Consider the following 15,769-nt stretch of genomic DNA (forward strand, 5'->3'; position numbering starts at 1 on the left):
TGGCACGTGCACCGGTGACGGTAGGTAGCCGGGCGCCGCGGCGGGCCCGCGTGGCGTCTCAATATGAGACAGTCGGACGACCTGCCTGTCCGGCGCGGCGCGGTAGCCTCGCCGGAAGACGCAACGATGCGGACGGGAGGTCGCCGATGGTGGATCAGCGGGCGGTCCTGCCGCCCCGGCTGGCCGCGTCCTGGCAGCGCAGCAGGCAGTACGGGGTGTCACCGGAGACGGTGCGGCCGGCGTTCACCGGCACCGTCGACCACGATTCGCTGTTCTTCGAGTGCGGCCAGGAGGTGCTCTCCGGCCTGCACACCACCCTGGCCAACGAACCGGTCAGCCTGATGCTCACCGACAGTGACGGCCTGGTGCTGAGCCGGCTGTGCGACGACAGCACCATCCTCCGTTCGCTGGACCGCGTCCACCTGGCGCCGGGCTTCTCCTACGCGGAGCGCGACGCCGGCACCAACGGGCTCGGCCTCGCGCTGGCCGACCGCGCCCCGTCGCTGGTGTCCGCCGAGGAGCACTACTGCACGGGCCTGTGGGGCTACACGTGCGCCGCCGCGCCGGTGCTGGAGCCGGGCACGAACCGGCTCATCGGCAGCGTCAACCTGACCACGTGGTCGAAGTCGTCGAAGGAGCTGCTGCTCGCGCTGGCCCAGGCCGCGGCTGGCAACACGGCGGCGCTGATGCTCGCCCGGTCGCACGGCCACCTCGCGCCGCCGGGCCCGCGTGGCGAGGTGTTCCGCGTCTACTCCGACCGGCTGCCCGACGTCGCGGCGAACCTGTCGACCGTATGGTCCGACGCGCTCGCCGAGGCCCGCGCGGCAATGGAGCACGGCCGCGTGGTGTGCGTGACCGGCGAGCCGGGCAGCGGGAAGGCCGCGCTGGCGTCGATGGCCCGCCGGTCGGTGCGCCCGCGGGAACGCGTCCTCAACGCCCGGCCGCCCGCGCCGCAGGACGCGGCGTCGTGGCTGGCGCTGTGGACGCCGGAGGTGGGCAAGGCCGACACGTGCGTGATCCTCTCCGGCGCCGACGCGCTGCCCGCCTACGCGGCGGAGGAGCTGGCCGCGCTGTTCGCCGGGGCGCGCGGCGGGTTCGTGATGACGGCCGCGGACCACGCGGGCGTGCCGGACGCGCTGCGGGCCCTGGTCGACGCGGTGGTCGAGGTGCCGGCGCTGCGGTACCGGCCGGACGACGTCCTCCCGCTGGCCGGGCACTTCGCGCGGGAGAGCCGCGGCCGCCCGGTCACCTTCACCCCGGCCGCGTCGCGGGCGCTGACCGCCTACCCGTGGCCGGGCAACGTCCGGCAGCTGCGGCAGGTGGTGCGCGAGGCGGTGGCGCGGGCCGACGTCGTGGACACCCGGCACCTGCCGCCGGAGGTGTTCACCAGCCCCGGCCGCCGCCTGACGCGGATGGAGGCCGTGGAGCGCGACGAAATCGTGCGCTGCCTGACCAAACCGGGCACGACGGCCGCGCAGGTGGCGTCGATGCTGGGCATGAGCCGCGCCACGGTGTACCGCAAGATCGCCCAGTACGGGATCAAGGTGCCGCGCCGGTAGGTACGCTCCCGCGTCATGCCCACCGAACGTCCCGAGATCCCGACCGTCGGCGGTGAACGCGAACTGCTGCGCGCCCACCTCGAATACCACCGCGCCACGCTGGCCTGGAAGTGCGACGGACTGTCCGATGCGGACCTGCGCAAGCAGTCGATGCCGCCGTCGACGCTGTCGCTGCTCGGGCTGGTGCGGCACATGGCCGAGGTCGAGCGCGCGTGGTTCCGGCGGACGATCAACGGGGAGACCGAGCTGCCGCTGGTGTGGTCGGACGAGGGCGACTTCCAGGTGGCCTACGACGCGCGGGAGTCGACGCGGTCGGAGGCGTTCGCGGCGTGGCAGGCCGAGGTCGAGCACGCGCGGCGCATCGAGGCGGCGGCCGGGTCGCTCGACCTGGTCGTGCACTCGCCGCGCTGGGGCGCCGACGTGTCGCTGCGCGCGGTGATGCTGCACATGATCCACGAGTACGCCCGGCACAACGGGCACGCGGACTTCCTGCGCGAGGGCGTCGACGGGGTCACCGGCGCCTGACGTGCGAACCGCGCCGCGGCGCGGTAGGTGTGGTGTCGTGGACCCGGCACAGGCATTGCGGCAGATCGCGTTCGAGCTGGAGCGCGCGGGCGCGCCGACCTACCGGGTGCGGGCGTTCCGGCGCGCGGCGGCCGTGGTGGCTGGGTTGCCGCCGGACGAGCTGGCCGAGCGGGTCCGGCTCGGCACGTTGAAGGCGCTGCCGGGCATCGGTCCGGCGACGGCGCAGGTGGTGGAGCAGGCGTGCGCCGGTGAGCAGCCGGACTACCTGGCGAAACTGCTCGCGGAGGCCCCGGAGCCGGACCGGTCGGGGTTGCGGGGCGCGTTGAAGGGCGACTGCCACACCCATTCGGACTGGTCGGACGGTGGCAGCCCGATCGAGGAGATGGCCGAGGCGGCGCGCGCGCTGGGGCACGAGTGGATCGCGCTGACGGATCATTCCCCGCGGCTGACGGTGGCGAACGGGTTGTCGGCCGAGCGGTTGCTGCGGCAGCTCGACGTGGTCGCGGAGCTGAACGAGAAGCTCGCGCCGTTCCGGATCCTGACCGGCATCGAGGTCGACATCCTCGAGGACGGTTCGCTCGACCAGCGGGACGACCTGCTGGAGCGGCTGGACGTGGTGGTGGCGAGTGTCCATTCGAAGCTGCGGATGCCGTCGGAGCCGATGACCGAGCGGATGCTGGCGGCGGTGCGGAACCCGCTGGTGGATGTGCTGGGGCACTGCACGGGGCGGATGGTGATGGGCCGCGGGCGCCCCCAGTCGGAGTTCGACGCCGAGCGGGTGTTCGAGGCGTGTCGCGAGAACGGGACCGCGGTGGAGATCAACTGCCGCCCGGAGCGCATGGACCCGCCCGACGACCTGCTCGCGATGGCCGCCGGGATCGGGTGCGTGTTCACCATCGACACGGACGCGCACGCCCCCGGGCAGCTGGACTGGCTGGGGAACGGGACGGTGCGCGCGGAGGCCGTGGGCATCGGGCCGGAGCGCGTGCTGAACACGCTGAGCGCCGCGCAACTGGGCGGCTGACGGACGCTGGTCGCGTCCGGCGTTTTCACGCCTGTTCGGTGATCGGAACCGCTACCCTGAGCGCGGATTCGATGGGGAGGAACCTGACGTGAACAGCTACGACACGGGCGGACTCAGCATCGGCGCCGCGATCGGGGTCTCGCTGGGCAGCCTGGCGTTCGCGGTGCTGATGGTCGCCGCCATCTGGCGCGTGTTCAGCAAGGCGGGCCAGCCCGGCTGGGCGGCGATCGTCCCGATCTACAACACGATCGTGCTGCTGCGCGTCGCCGGGCGGCCGTGGTGGTGGATCCTGCTGATGCTGATCCCGCTGGTCAACGTCGTGCTGCTATTCATCGTCTACATCGACCTGGCGCGCTCGTTCGGCCGCGGCACCGGGTTCGGGGTGCTGATGGTGTTCTTCCCATTCATCTTCCTGCCCATCCTGGGGTTCGGCAGCGCGCGCTACCTCGGCCCGGCGGGCGGGCAGCCGCATCCCGGGGGTCCGCAGCCGGGCGGTCCGCGCGGGCCACAGGCGTATCCCGGCCAGCCTTACCCGGGCCAGCAGAGTCCCGGGCAGCAGTACCCCGGAGCGGCGGGGCCGTACCCGGGACAGCAGCAGTACCCGGGACAGCCGCACCCCGGGCAGCAGTACTCCGGCCCGCAGCATCCCGGGCAGCAGCATTCCGGCCAGCAGTACCCGGGTCAGCAGCATCCCGGGCAGCCGTACCCAGGCCCGCAGTACCCGGGGCAGCAGCCGCCGCGGTAGCCCGGCCCCACAGCCTCGCGGACGTCGCCCCCCTTGCGGCGTCGTCCCATCCGCCCGCGCACACCCACGGTCTCCGGTGCCATCCCATCCACCAGCGCGCACCACACGCTCCTCCGGCGCCACCCCATCCGCCCGCGCACACCACACGCCCCTTCCGGCCCCTCGCCTCCGCCCCTTCGGCCCGCCGCGCTCGCGCGGCTCGCCGCACCCTCACGCTCCCCTGCACCCCCTCCGCGGCCCGCCGCCTCCGGCGGCCTCCGCGGCACCGCCCCATCACCCCACCCCCGCTCACCATCAGCGCCTGGCCCCTCCGCGCCCTCGCCACCCAGCCCCTCGGCCCACCGCGCTCGCGCAATCCACCGCGCCCCCTCGGCCCTGCGCCCTCCCAACCCTCCGCAACCTCGACCCGCCGCACCTCGGTCCAACGCTCCCCCAACCCAGCACCGCCCCCACGACCCGCCGCGTGGTCGCGGCCCGCCGCGTCTCTCACCCGACTGCACCCCTCGGCCGCCGCCCCATGCCCTCCGCGCCCCCCCCGGCCCGCCGCCCCCGGCGGCGGCCCCCCGGCCCACCGCCCCCGGCCGGCCTCCGCGGCACCGCCCCTTGCCCCTCCGCCCTCCCCGCCTCCACAGCACCACCCATCCCAACCCACCACCCCTCGCCCCTCCGCGCTCCCCCGGCCCGCCGCCTGCGGCGGCCTCCCCCGCCCAAGCCATCCCCGGCCCCTCTGCGCAGCTCACCCGCCCGCACCCGCTGCCGTGCGCGTCATCCGCGCGCGTGTCACCGTGATGATGTGCTGACCGTGCTGCTGGCCGTGCTCGCCGCCGTCGCGAACGCCGCGGGTGCCGTTCTCCAGCGGGCCGGGGCGCGGAAGCAGCAGGGCAGCGACCTGGACGTCGGCGCGCTCAAGGGGCTCGTCCGGACCCCGGTGTGGGTCGCGGGGGTCGTCGTCATGCTCACCGGGCTCGTGTTGCAGGCGGCGGCGCTCGCGACCGGGCCGATCGTCCTCATCCAGCCGATCATGGTGTCCGAGCTGGCGGTCACGCTCGTCCTAGCGGGGCTGGTCTTCCGCACCCGCCTCGGCATCCGGGACTGGGTCGCCGCGGTCGGGATGGCCGTCTCGGTCGGGCTGCTGCTGTTCGCGCTCGCCCCGGGCGGTGGGGACACCCGCGGCGTCTCGGCGCTGGAGTGGCTGCTCGGCTGCGCCGTGACGATCACCTGTGTGGCCGTGCTGTTCGTGGCGGGCAAGCGGGACGAGACCACCCACAGCGCGGCCTTCCTCGGCGCGGCGGCGGGGTTGTGGTTCGGGTTCACCGCGGTCCTCATGGCCGGGGTGACCGCGGCGCTCACGGCGGGCGGCGTGCCGGGGTTGTTCAAAGCCTGGCAGACCTACGCGATGCTCGTCGCCGGGCCGGCCGGGTTCTTCCTGCTGCAGACAGCACTCCGGGCCGGGCGGCTCGTCGCCGCCCAGCCCGGGCTCGTCCTGGCCAACCCGCTCGTCGCGCTGGGCTGGGGCCTGCTGGTGTTCGGGGAGCACGTCCGCGGCGGGCCGTGGATCGCGCTGGAACTGGTGGCCGCCGGCGGCCTGGCCGGGTGCACCGTGCTGCTGGCCGGATCGCCGCTGCTGCGCGACGAGGACCCGGCCCCGCAGCCCGCCTGACTCACACCCCGGCCGGGACGCGCTCCACCCGCTCGGCGGCGCGGCGCCGCAGCAGGCCGCTCAGCGCGAACCGGCCCGGGCCGGCCACCGCGATCAGCAGGAACACCCACGCGTACAGCGCCGCGGTCTCGCCCATGTTCTGCAGCGGCAGCAGGGCCAGCGGCTGGTGCACGGTGAAGTAGGCGTAGGCCATCGCGCCGGAGCAGATCAGCGCCGCGCCCCGGGTGCCGAGGCCGAGCATCACCAGCACCCCGCCGCCCAGCTCGATGACGCTCGCCCACCAGGCCGGCCACGCCCCGAGCGGCGCGCCGGCGCCCTGTCCGTCCATCCCGCCGAACGCGCCGAACCCCTGCAGGCCATGAAAGGCGAACAACAGTCCGACCACTATGCGGACGACGCCCAGGACGACGGGGGTGAGCTGGGTCTGCGAAACCGGAATGCGAGCCATGATCGATCCTTCCTCCGAAGTTGCTGTCATCAACACGTCGAAGGAACCCGGGCCGGATCGACAACTCGCCCCGATTATTTTTCCGGCGAGGTCACCACTGCTGCGGCGGCGGGCCGTAACCCGGCGGCGGCGCCTGGTAGGGGCCGGGCTGCTGCGGCGGGCGCTTGCCCCACTCGCACCAGCGCGCGGTGAGCGGCACCAGGGCGAGGACCAGCGTGGCGATCGCGGGCGACAACACGGCCAGCAGACCGCCGACGCCGCCACCGATCGCCGCCGCGCTGTCGAATTCGCTGCTGAACCGGTCGTCCGAGGACAGCACGATCAACGCGACGAGGCCCTGCACGATGTGCAGCGCGCTGCCCGCGGCGACGAGCCAACGGCCCGCGGACTTGCGCAGGAACAGCAGGATCGCGCCGGGCAGCAGGGTGGCGAACTCGATCAGGTACACCGTGCCCTGGAAGATCACGAGCCACTTGAGGTCCTCGACCACGTCGTCGAGGACGCCGAAGTTGGCGATCCCGATGGCGACGCCCCACAGGGCGCCGAGGACGGCGAGCACCCCGGCGGTGATCGCGGTGCCACCGCTGGGCGGCTGCTGGACGGAGTACTGCTCGCCCGGGTAGGGCGGGGGCGCGGCCGGGTACTGGCCCGGCTGGGGCGGGTACGTCATGGGAACCTTCCGATCGGACTTGACCGGCGTGATCCAAACAGACGAGCCGCCCGCGCGTGGCGGAAGTGACCGATTCGCGACCCGGATCACCACTGCGAGTGAGGCGCCCAGGTGTACGGGCCGGGCCGCGGCGCGCACCACCGCGCGGTCGCCGGGACCAGCGCCATCACCAGCGTCACGACGGCGGGCAGGATCTGCAGGAACACGATCGCGAAGTCGCCGTGGACGTAGGACGGCCCGGCCTTGTCGACGTAGACCAGGTCGGCCAGCTCGTACCCGACGCCGGCGACGAGGGTCTGGACGACGTGCAGCGCGCTGCCGCCCACCAGCAGCCACCGCCCGGCGGCCTTCCGGGAGAACAGCAGCACCGCCCCGGTCAGCAACAGCACGAACTCGACCAGGTAGCCCATGCCGCGCATGCCGAGGACCCACTGCACGCCGGTGGCGGTCTCGTCGATCGCGGCGAGGTTCGTGACCGCGGCCGCGATCGCCCACAGGGCGCCAAGGCACCCCAGGACGCCGGCGGTGATGGCCGTGCCGCCGCGCGGCTGCCGCGGGCGCTGGAACGGACCGGACGGGGGCGGAGGCGGAAACGTCATGTGCCGACCCATCTCGCGGGGGACCGCTCCGATCACAGCAGGAGTTCCCGCCCGGTGTGGCGGAAGTGACCGATCCGGGACCTGAGTTCGACGCCTAAGATCACCCGGTGGCCCAGACCGAGCAGCAGCAGGCGTTCTTCACCGCCGACGGCGACGAGCTGGCCCCGGCTCCGGTGGCGCGCAGCTGGTGGAACCCGGAGATGATCCACGGCCGCCTGCTGGGCGGGCTCGCCGCGCGGGCGCTGGAACGCGAACAAGCCGCGCCGGGCCTGCACTTCAGCAGGCTGACCGTGGACCTGTTCCGCAACGCGCCGCTCGCCCCGGTGCGCGTCGAGACCGCGCTCGTGCGCCACGGGCGCCGCATCCGGGTCGCGGATGCCCTGGTGCACGGCGCGACGGGGCTCGTCGCCCGCGCGACGGCGGTGTTGCTGCGCAGCGGTGAGCAGCCCGCCGCGCCCGTCCCGGCCACCCCGGCCTGGGACGCGCCGCCGCCCGAGGAACTGTGGGAGCCGCGGGAACAGGGCTGGGCGATCTGGCGGTTCGACGAGCACAACCAGCCGCTGCGCACGGGCCGCGGAACCGGGCGGCGGCGGGCGTGGCTGCGTGAGTCGCGGGAACTGGTCGAGGGCGAGGCGCTGTCGCCGTTCGTGCGGGCCGCGCTGGCCGCCGACACCGCGAGCCCGCTCGCCCACGCCAGCGCCGGGAGCCTGGACTTCATCAACGCCGACTACACGTTGTCGCTGAGCCGCTTGCCGCTGTCGGACGCCATCGGACTGGAGTCCTCGGGTCACCTCAGCGAGGACGGGATCGCCGTCGGGCACTGCACCCTGCACGACACCGCCGGGCCGATCGGGTTCTGCCTCACCACGGCGGTCGCGAACCCGGGCCGCAAGGGCTGACAGTCCCGTTTGGGCGGCCGACCGTCGGGAATCCCGACCGGATCACCGATGGGAGGCTCCCATGAACGGCAACGCGAACAACCAGCCGGAGTCGGCGCCGGGGATCCCGGAGTCCGATCCGCCGCAGGGCGGCCCGAACGCCGACAACGACACGCCCAACCCGGCCGACCTCGCACCCGGCTTCGGCGGCACGTCCCGCACCCGGCCGCTGAGCACCGAGGAGGAGGACCAGACCGGCAACGGCTCGTGACCGGATCGGTCCGGACTCCGGCCTGATCCAGCCTGCCGTCGCCGGCGCCGGAACCGCAGACTCGACGGCATGAACGAAGCACTCGTCGTCGTGGACATTCAGGAGTCGTTCCGGCAGCGGCCGGGCTGGCGGCTCACCGCGAACCCCGCGGTGGCGGAACGGGCGGCCCTGCTCGCCGAGCACACGCGCGCACGCGGCGGGCTCGTGTGCTGGGTCCTGCACAGCGAACCCGGCAGCGGCACGGTGTTCGACCCCGCGCTCGGCCACGTCCGGCTGATGGACGGGCTGACGCCTGCCGAGGGCGAGCCGCTGCTCACCAAGACCGCGCACAACGCCTTCACCACCACGAACCTGCAGCAGATCCTGGTGTCGCGTGGAATCCGGCGGCTCACCGTCTGCGGCATCCGCACCGAGCAGTGCTGCGAGACGACCGCCCGGCTGGCGTCCGATCTGGGCTACGACGTCACCTTCGTGACCGACGCGACGACCACCGACCCGATCCCGCACCGGGACGCCCCTGCCGGGCGCACGCCGGAGGAGATCCTCGCCGATCCGCGCACCCTCGGCACGGACGAGATCATCGCCCGCACCGAGTACGCGCTGGCCGGACGGTTCGCCGCGATCCGCGGCGTCGCCGAGCTGACCGGAGTGGGCGTAGGCTGACCGGATCGTGACCCGTGTGGCCTTCGTGCTCCTCCCCCGCCTGCACTTGCTGGACCTCGCCGGGCCCGCGCAGGTGTTCTCGACAGCCCGCGACCTGGGGCTGGACTACGTGCTGGCCTACCTCGGTGAGCGCGCGACGGTGGAGACGGCGCAGGGCGTGCCGGTGACGGCGGAGCGGGACTGGCCGGACCTGTCCGCAGGCGATCTGGTGGTCGTCCCGGGGTGGCGGTCGCCGCGGCTGACGGCGGCGCCGCTCAGCGCGGCGGGGCTGGCGTGGGTGCGGGCGCACCACGAGCGGGGCGGCACGGTGGCGAGCGTGTGCTCGGGCGCCGACGCGCTGGGCCGGGCGGGCCTGCTGGACGGCCGCCGCTGCACGACGCACCACGAGCTGCAGGACGAACTCGCGGAGCGCTACCCGGCGGCGACGGTGGTGCGGGACGTGTTGTTCGTGGTCGACGACCGGGTGGTGACGTCGGCCGGGATCGCGAGCGGCATCGACCTGGCCCTGCACCTCGTTGCTGCGCGGCACGGCCCGGCGGTGGCGGCGCGGGTGGCCAGATCGATGGTGGTGTACGCGCGCCGCAACGGCGACGAGCAGCAGGCCAGCGCGATGCTGCGGCACCGGTCGCACGTCAACGACACCGTCCACCGCCTCCAGGACCTCATCGACGCGCGGTTCGCCGGCCCGCTGAAACTGGCCGAACTGGCGGCCGCGGTGGGCTGCAGCGAGCGCACGGTGACGCGCCTGTTCACCCGCGCGACCGGGCTGACCCCGTTGCGGTACCAGCAGATGCTGCGGCTGGAACGCGCCGAGCACCTGATCGGCCACGGCTCGACGGTGGAAGCCGCCGCGCGGGCCGTGGGTTTCGAGGACGCCCGCATGCTGCGCCGGCTCCGCGCGCGCACCGGTCGCTGAACCGGGGGACCTCCGGCTCCGCGGCGGCGTGCCGGTGCCAAGATGGCGATCTTGGGGGACGTGGCAGGGGGCCGCGTCGTGACTGGGGGACACGATGACGGCGCTCGGCCACGCACGACTCACCCACGCCCGCCTGCGCTGGATCACCCGTGCCGCCGCCGCGGTCCTCCTCCTCACCACGGTCGGCTGGGTTCTGCTGTTCCAGGGCTTCCTCGACCTGCACGTCTACCGCACCGGCGGCTTCGCCTGGCGCACCGGCACCGCGCTGTACGAGCCGGGCTTCGCGGCTCTCGTGCCGGGCATGCCGCTGCCCTTCACCTACCCGCCGTTCGCCGCGATCCTCTTCGCGCCCGTCGAGCTCCTGCCGTGGCACGTGGCCAAGTTCGCGATCAGCCTCGCGTCCGCGGCCGCCCTCGCGGTCACCACCACGATCACCGCCCGGCGCGTGATCGCCGACCGCGCCGCCGCGGACGCCCTCGGCATGTCGGTGGCCGTCCTGTGGGCCCTGTTCGAGCCGGCCCGGCAGACCATCGGGTTCGGGCAGATCAACCTGATCCTGATGGCTCTGGTCGCCGCCGACTGCCTGCTCCCCCGCACCCGCTGGCCCCGCGGTCTCCTGGTCGGCGTGGCCGCGGCGATCAAGCTCACCCCGGCCGTCTTCGTGCTGCTGTTCCTCCTCCGCGGCCGCTACCGGGCCGCCGCCACCGCCGTCGCGTCCTTCGCCACGTGCGGGCTCGCCGCCCTGCTGCTCGCGCCCCGCGACTCGGCGCAGTACTGGCTGCACACCCTCTTCGACCCGGAACGCATCGGCGGCCTCGCCTACGCCTTCAACCAGAACATCCAGGCCGTCCTGGTCCGCCTGCTGCCCGCGAGCACCCCGCTGTGGGCCGTGCTCGCCGCCGCGGTGATGGCATTGGCCGCGGCCGCCGCGCGCCGTGCCCGCGACGACGTCACCGCCCTGCTCGCCATCGCCGCCGGCGGGCTCCTCGCGTCGCCAGTGAGCTGGTCGCACCACTGGGTCTGGGTCCTGCCCGCCGCCGTGGCCGTGCTCGTCCGCGCCCCGCGCTGGACCCCGGTCCTGCTGGTCTTCGCCGTCGGGCCGCACTCGTGGCTGCCGCAGACCCACGACCTCGAGATGCACTGGACGTGGTGGCAGCACCTGCTCGGCTCGTCCTACGTGCTGGTGACCATGGTCGCGCTGTATAGGTCGTTATACGCCGGGAATTCCACTCCGGCCGGAATCGTTGAACAAGACGGCCGCCGGTTTCGCCCGTCCCGATCTGGCGACACCGGCGGCCCTGGTACCGGCACCGCGCGCCCGGTAGCGTCCGGGAAGTCCGAGGACGTGATCAACACGGTGAGGTGAGACGGTGCCGTCCCTGCTCGTCGCGAACCGGGGCGAGATCGCCGTCCGGATCATGGGAACCGCCGCCGGACTGGGCTTCCGCACCGTCGCCGTGTACCCCGAGGACGACGCCGAGTGCGCCCACGTCACCCGAGCCGACCACGCGGAACGCCTCGACGGCACCTACCTCGACGCGGCCGCGATCGTGGCCGCCGCGCAGCGCACCGGCTGCGATTTCCTCCACCCCGGCTACGGTTTCCTCGCCGAGAGCCCCGAACTCTCCCGCCGCTGCGCCGAGGCCGGAATCCGCTTCGCCGGACCGTCCCCGGAAGCCCTCGAACTGTTCGGCGACAAGACCCGAGCCCGCGCACGCGCCCGTGAGCTGGGCATTCCCGTCCTCGCGGGCACCGACGGCCCCACCGACCCGGCCACGGCCGAGGCGTTCTTCGCCGAGCACGGCGCCGTGATGGTCAAGGCGCTGGCCGGTGGCGGCGGCCGCGGCATGCGGCCGGTGACCGACGCCGCCGACCTGCCCGCCGCGCTGCGCCGGTGCGCCTCCGAGGCCGCGGCCGCGTTCGGTGACGGCTCGGTCTACCTCGAACGACTCCTCCCCCGCGCCCGCCACATCGAGGTGCAGATCGCCGCCGACGGCGAGACGGTGCTCGCGCTCGGCGACCGGGACTGCAGTCTCCAGCGACGACGCCAGAAGCTCGTCGAGATCGCGCCCGCGGCGCTTGACTGGGACCTGCGAAAGCGTTTGCACCAGGCGGCCACCGCGCTCATCGGGTCCACTGTGTACCGCGGCCTGGCCACTGTGGAGTTCCTGGTCGACGGCGGTGAATTCGTGTTCCTGGAGGTGAACCCGCGGCTCCAGGTCGAGCACACCGTCACCGAGGAGGTCACCGGGCTCGACCTGGTCGAGATCAGCCTTCGCCTCGCCGCGGGCGAGTCGCTGGACCGCACTGTCCCCGAGCCGCGCGGGGTGGCGCTCCAGGCCCGCGTCAACACCGAAACGGTGCGGCCGGACGGCACCGTGTTGCCCGGCGGCGGCGCGCTCACCGCGTTCCAGCCGCCCACCGGGCGCGGCATTCGTGTGGACACCCACGGCTACCCGGGCTACGCGGGCAACCCGCGCTACGACTCGTTGCTGGCCAAGGTGATCGTGACCGGACCCGACCTCGCCGCGGCCGCCGCACGGGCCCGCCGCGCGCTCGGCGAGTTCGCCGTCGCCGGACCGCCGACGAACCTCGCCCTGCTCCGGGCGCTGCTGGCCGAACCGCTCGACGCGGTCGACACCACGTTCGTGGACCGCCGCCTGCCGGACCTGGTGGACAAGATCACCGGACCGGCCGCCGCGCCGGGCACGGTCACCGCGCCGCAGCAGGGTGTCGTGGTGCAGGTGTGCGTGGCCGAGGGCGAGACCGTCACGGCCGGTGCGGAACTCGTCGTGCTCGAAGCCATGAAGATGGAGCACGTGATCACCGCCGAGCGGGGCGGCGTCGTGCTCGGCGTCGCGGTCAAACCGGGCGACACCGTGACCGCCGGGGCGGTGCTGGTGACCCTGCGGGAGAACGGCGACACGACCACGGCCGGCGAGGTGACCGAGGCCGACCTGGACCACGTGCGGCCGGACCTCGCGGAAACCCTGGCGCGGCACGAGATCGGCTTGGACGCCGCCCGCCCGGACACGGTGCGCAAGCGCCACTCCGCCGGGCGGCGGACCGCGCGCGAGAACGTCGCAGACCTGTGCGACCCCGGCAGCTTCACCGAGTACGGCGCACTCGCGATCGCCGCGCAGCGCCGCCGCCGGGACCTCGGCGACCTGATCCGCCGCACCCCCGCCGACGGCATGATCACCGGCACCGCGACCGTCGGCGGCCGTCCGGTCGTGGTGCTGGCCTACGACTACACCGTGCTCGCCGGCACGCAGGGCGTGCACAACCACCGCAAGACCGACCGGATGCTGCGGATCGCGCGCGACCGGAAGCTGCCGGTCGTGCTGTTCGCCGAGGGCGGCGGTGGCCGGCCGGGTGACACCGACACCTCCGCGGTGGCCCAGCTGGACGTGCCGACGTTCCGGATGGCCGCCCAGCTGGCCGGCGAGGTGCCGACGGTCGCGATCGTCTCCGGCTACTGCTTCGCCGGGAACGCGGCGCTCGCCGGGGTGTGCGACGTGGTGATCGCGACCGAGGGCAGCTCGCTGGGCATGGGCGGCCCGGCGATGATCGAAGGCGGCGGGCTCGGTGTCGTCGCGCCCGGCGACGTCGGGCCGATGCCGGTGCAGTACGCCAACGGCGTCGTCGACGTGCTGGTCGCCGACGAGGCCGAAGCGGTGGACGTCGCGCGGCGTTACCTGTCCTATTTCACCGGCCCGGCCGAGGCGGGCGAGCCGCACGACCAGCGCCGGTTGCGGCACCTGGTCCCGGAGAACCGGGTCCGCGTCTACGACGTGCGGCCGGTTCTGTCCACAGTGGCCGATCCGGGCAGCCTGCTCGAACTGCGGTCCGGGTTCGGCGCGGGGGTGATCACCGCGCTGGCCCGGATCGGCGGGATCCCGGTGGGTGTGCTGGCGAACAACCCGGGCCACCTGGGCGGCGCGATCGACGGCGACGCCGCCGACAAGGCCACCCGGTTCGTGAACCTGTGCCGCGCCCATTCCCTGCCGGTGGTGTCCTTCGTGGACACTCCCGGGTTCATGGTGGGCCCGGAGGCCGAGAAGACCGCGACCGTGCGGCGGTTCGGGGACCTGTTCGTCGCCGGGGCGCGGCTGGCCGCGCCGCTGGTCGCGGTCGTGCTGCGCAAGGCCTACGGCCTGGGCGCGATGGCGATGACCGGCGGCTCCCTGCACGCGCCCGCGCTGACCGTGGCGTGGCCGACGGGCGAGTTCGGCGGCATGGGCCTGGAGGGCGCGGTGCGGCTGGGTTTCCGCAAGGAGCTGGAGTCGATCACCGACCCGGTGGCCCGCCACGCCCGCTACACCGAGCTGGTGGCCGAGTACTACGAGCGCGGCAAAGCCCTGAGCACGGCGACGGTGTTCGAAATCGACGACGTGATCGACCCGGCGGACACCAGGGAACGGATCGTCCGCACCCTCACCGCCACCGCCTGAGCCCGGAACTGGCAACCGCGCACGGCGCCGCGAACGTGGAACTCACGCCCGCGAACGTGGGCCTCGCGCCCGCCACGTGTGGAACCCGCACCCGCAAACGCCAGCCTCGCGCCCGCCACGTGTGGGACCCGCACCCGCCAACACCAGCCCCGCACCCGCCAAGTGCGCAACCCGCACCCGCCAACACCAGCCCCGCACCCGCCAAGTGCGCAACCCGCGCCGGCGGGCGCAGAACCCGCGTCGCCGCGAGTTCTGCGCTCAGCGCCGCGAGTTCGACACTCGCGGCCGCCCACTCCACGGACAAACTCTCCGCGAGGTTGCGCGGCCGGTCCAGCACCCGCGCGAACCGGTAGGCCGGCCGAGCCGACGGCTCACCAGCGGTCGTGCACCTGCGCGCGGATCCGCCGGTCGTACAGCTCCCGCACCGCCTCCAGCGTCGGCTGCGGCAGCGGCTCCAGCCCGGCCGCCGCGGCGTTGGCGCGCGCCTGCTCCGGGGACCGGGCGCCCGGGATGACCGACGTCACCCCCGGCTGCTGGATGATCCACCGCAGCGCCGTCTGGGCCGGCGTCGCGCCGGCGGGGGCCAGCGACGAGAACTCCGCGGCCGCCTCGACGCCCGTCGCGTAGTCCACCCCGCTGAACGTCTCGCCCTGGTCGAACGCCTCGCCGTGGCGGTTGAACGTGCGGTGGTCGTTCGCGGCGAACACCGTCTCCTTCGTGTACCGGCCGGACAGCAGGCCGGACGCCAGCGGCACCCGCGCGATGATCCCGACCCCCGCCTCGGCCGCGGCGGGCAGCACCCGCTCCAGCGGCTTGAGCCGGAACGGGTTGAGGATGATCTGCACGCTCGCGGTGCCCGGCCGGGCGATCGCGGTCAGCGCCTCGTCGCAGGTCTCCACGCTCACCCCGTACGCGGCGATGCGCTTCTCCGCCACCAGCGCGTCCAGCGCGTCGTACACCGCGTCCCGCGAGTACACCGGCGTCGGCGGGCAGTGCAGCTGCACCAGGTCGAGCGTGTCCACCCCGAGGTTGGCCCGCGACCGGTCGGTCCAGGCCCGGAAGTTGTCCAGCGTGTACTCGTCCGGGTCGAGCGGCGCGCGCCGGCCCATCTTGGTCGCCACGAACACGTCCGGGTGGTCCCGCAGGAACCGCCCGATGATCTGCTCGCTGCGCCCGTCGCCGTAGACGTCCGCGGTGTCGAAGAAGGTGACACCGGCCTCGGCCGCGGCCGACAGCACCGCGAGCGCCTGCTCCTCGCCGACCTCGCCCCAGTCCGCGCCCAGCTGCCACGTGCCGAGCCCGACCACTGACACCGCCCGGCCGGTCCGGCCGAGTACCCGTTGCTCCATGCCGCCGA

At 74.0% G+C, this 15,769-nt stretch carries 15 protein-coding genes; 11 read left to right on the plus strand and 4 right to left on the minus strand.

Features of this window, described 5'->3' with window-relative positions:
• Window positions 1-146: 146 nt before the first annotated feature.
• The 5 genes from L2C96_RS24985 to L2C96_RS25005 all read left to right on the plus strand — a co-directional run bounded on the left by L2C96_RS24985 (window position 147) and on the right by L2C96_RS25005 (window position 5,513).
• Window positions 147-1,559 (plus strand): AAA-type ATPase lid domain-containing protein, encoded by a 1,413-nt coding sequence (locus L2C96_RS24985; protein ID WP_237338020.1) that lies wholly within the window; start codon window positions 147-149, stop codon window positions 1,557-1,559.
• A gap of 15 nt (window positions 1,560-1,574) precedes the next feature.
• Window positions 1,575-2,084, plus strand: a complete 510-nt coding sequence (locus L2C96_RS24990) for a DinB family protein (protein WP_020416144.1) — start codon at window positions 1,575-1,577, stop codon at window positions 2,082-2,084.
• Window positions 2,085-2,121: 37 nt separating this feature from the next.
• On the plus strand, window positions 2,122-3,108 hold the full coding sequence (locus tag L2C96_RS24995; protein WP_237338021.1) for a PHP domain-containing protein: 987 nt from the start codon (window positions 2,122-2,124) through the stop codon (window positions 3,106-3,108).
• A gap of 88 nt (window positions 3,109-3,196) precedes the next feature.
• Window positions 3,197-3,853, plus strand: a complete 657-nt coding sequence (locus L2C96_RS25000; protein ID WP_237338022.1) for a DUF5684 domain-containing protein — start codon at window positions 3,197-3,199, stop codon at window positions 3,851-3,853.
• A gap of 793 nt (window positions 3,854-4,646) precedes the next feature.
• Window positions 4,647-5,513, plus strand: a complete 867-nt coding sequence (locus L2C96_RS25005; RefSeq protein ID WP_237338023.1) for a DMT family transporter — start codon at window positions 4,647-4,649, stop codon at window positions 5,511-5,513.
• Window position 5,514: 1 nt separating this feature from the next.
• On the opposite strand, the gene L2C96_RS25010 is transcribed toward L2C96_RS25005, so the two are convergent.
• The 3 genes from L2C96_RS25010 to L2C96_RS25020 all read right to left on the minus strand — a co-directional run bounded on the left by L2C96_RS25010 (window position 5,515) and on the right by L2C96_RS25020 (window position 7,230).
• Window positions 5,515-5,961, minus strand: coding sequence for a DoxX family protein (locus tag L2C96_RS25010; RefSeq protein WP_237338024.1), 447 nt, complete (start codon window positions 5,959-5,961; stop codon window positions 5,515-5,517).
• Between the two features lie 91 nt (window positions 5,962-6,052).
• The gene (locus L2C96_RS25015) at window positions 6,053-6,631 is read right to left on the minus strand and encodes a hypothetical protein (protein WP_237338025.1); all 579 of its coding nucleotides are present in this window, start codon (window positions 6,629-6,631) and stop codon (window positions 6,053-6,055) included.
• 86 nt (window positions 6,632-6,717) lie between these two features.
• Entirely contained in the window at window positions 6,718-7,230 is a 513-nt protein-coding gene (locus L2C96_RS25020) for a hypothetical protein (protein ID WP_237338026.1), read from the minus strand.
• A 107-nt stretch (window positions 7,231-7,337) separates the two neighbouring features.
• Between L2C96_RS25020 and L2C96_RS25025 the strand changes: the two genes are divergently transcribed.
• The 6 genes from L2C96_RS25025 to L2C96_RS25050 all read left to right on the plus strand — a co-directional run bounded on the left by L2C96_RS25025 (window position 7,338) and on the right by L2C96_RS25050 (window position 14,412).
• Window positions 7,338-8,129, plus strand: coding sequence for an acyl-CoA thioesterase domain-containing protein (locus tag L2C96_RS25025; protein WP_237338027.1), 792 nt, complete (start codon window positions 7,338-7,340; stop codon window positions 8,127-8,129).
• A 61-nt stretch (window positions 8,130-8,190) separates the two neighbouring features.
• Window positions 8,191-8,379: a hypothetical protein gene (locus L2C96_RS25030; protein ID WP_020416152.1), complete on the plus strand. Its 189-nt coding sequence runs from the start codon at window positions 8,191-8,193 to the stop codon at window positions 8,377-8,379.
• A gap of 69 nt (window positions 8,380-8,448) precedes the next feature.
• Window positions 8,449-9,042: an isochorismatase family protein gene (locus L2C96_RS25035; RefSeq protein WP_020416153.1), complete on the plus strand. Its 594-nt coding sequence runs from the start codon at window positions 8,449-8,451 to the stop codon at window positions 9,040-9,042.
• 7 nt (window positions 9,043-9,049) lie between these two features.
• A complete protein-coding gene (locus tag L2C96_RS45175) occupies window positions 9,050-9,958 on the plus strand; it encodes a GlxA family transcriptional regulator (protein ID WP_237338028.1) in 909 nt (302 codons plus the stop codon).
• A gap of 94 nt (window positions 9,959-10,052) precedes the next feature.
• The gene (locus L2C96_RS25045) at window positions 10,053-11,324 is read left to right on the plus strand and encodes a glycosyltransferase 87 family protein (protein WP_237338029.1); all 1,272 of its coding nucleotides are present in this window, start codon (window positions 10,053-10,055) and stop codon (window positions 11,322-11,324) included.
• Between the two features lie 4 nt (window positions 11,325-11,328).
• Entirely contained in the window at window positions 11,329-14,412 is a 3,084-nt protein-coding gene (locus tag L2C96_RS25050) for an acetyl-CoA carboxylase family protein (RefSeq protein WP_237338030.1), read from the plus strand.
• 371 nt (window positions 14,413-14,783) lie between these two features.
• Here the strand turns inward: L2C96_RS25050 and L2C96_RS25055 are convergent, their stop codons facing one another.
• The gene (locus L2C96_RS25055) at window positions 14,784-15,761 is read right to left on the minus strand and encodes an aldo/keto reductase (RefSeq protein WP_237338031.1); all 978 of its coding nucleotides are present in this window, start codon (window positions 15,759-15,761) and stop codon (window positions 14,784-14,786) included.
• Window positions 15,762-15,769: the final 8 nt, after the last annotated feature.

It is taken from the genome of Amycolatopsis tucumanensis (assembly GCF_021654135.1).
GTDB classification, from domain to species: domain Bacteria; phylum Actinomycetota; class Actinomycetes; order Mycobacteriales; family Pseudonocardiaceae; genus Amycolatopsis_E; species Amycolatopsis_E tucumanensis.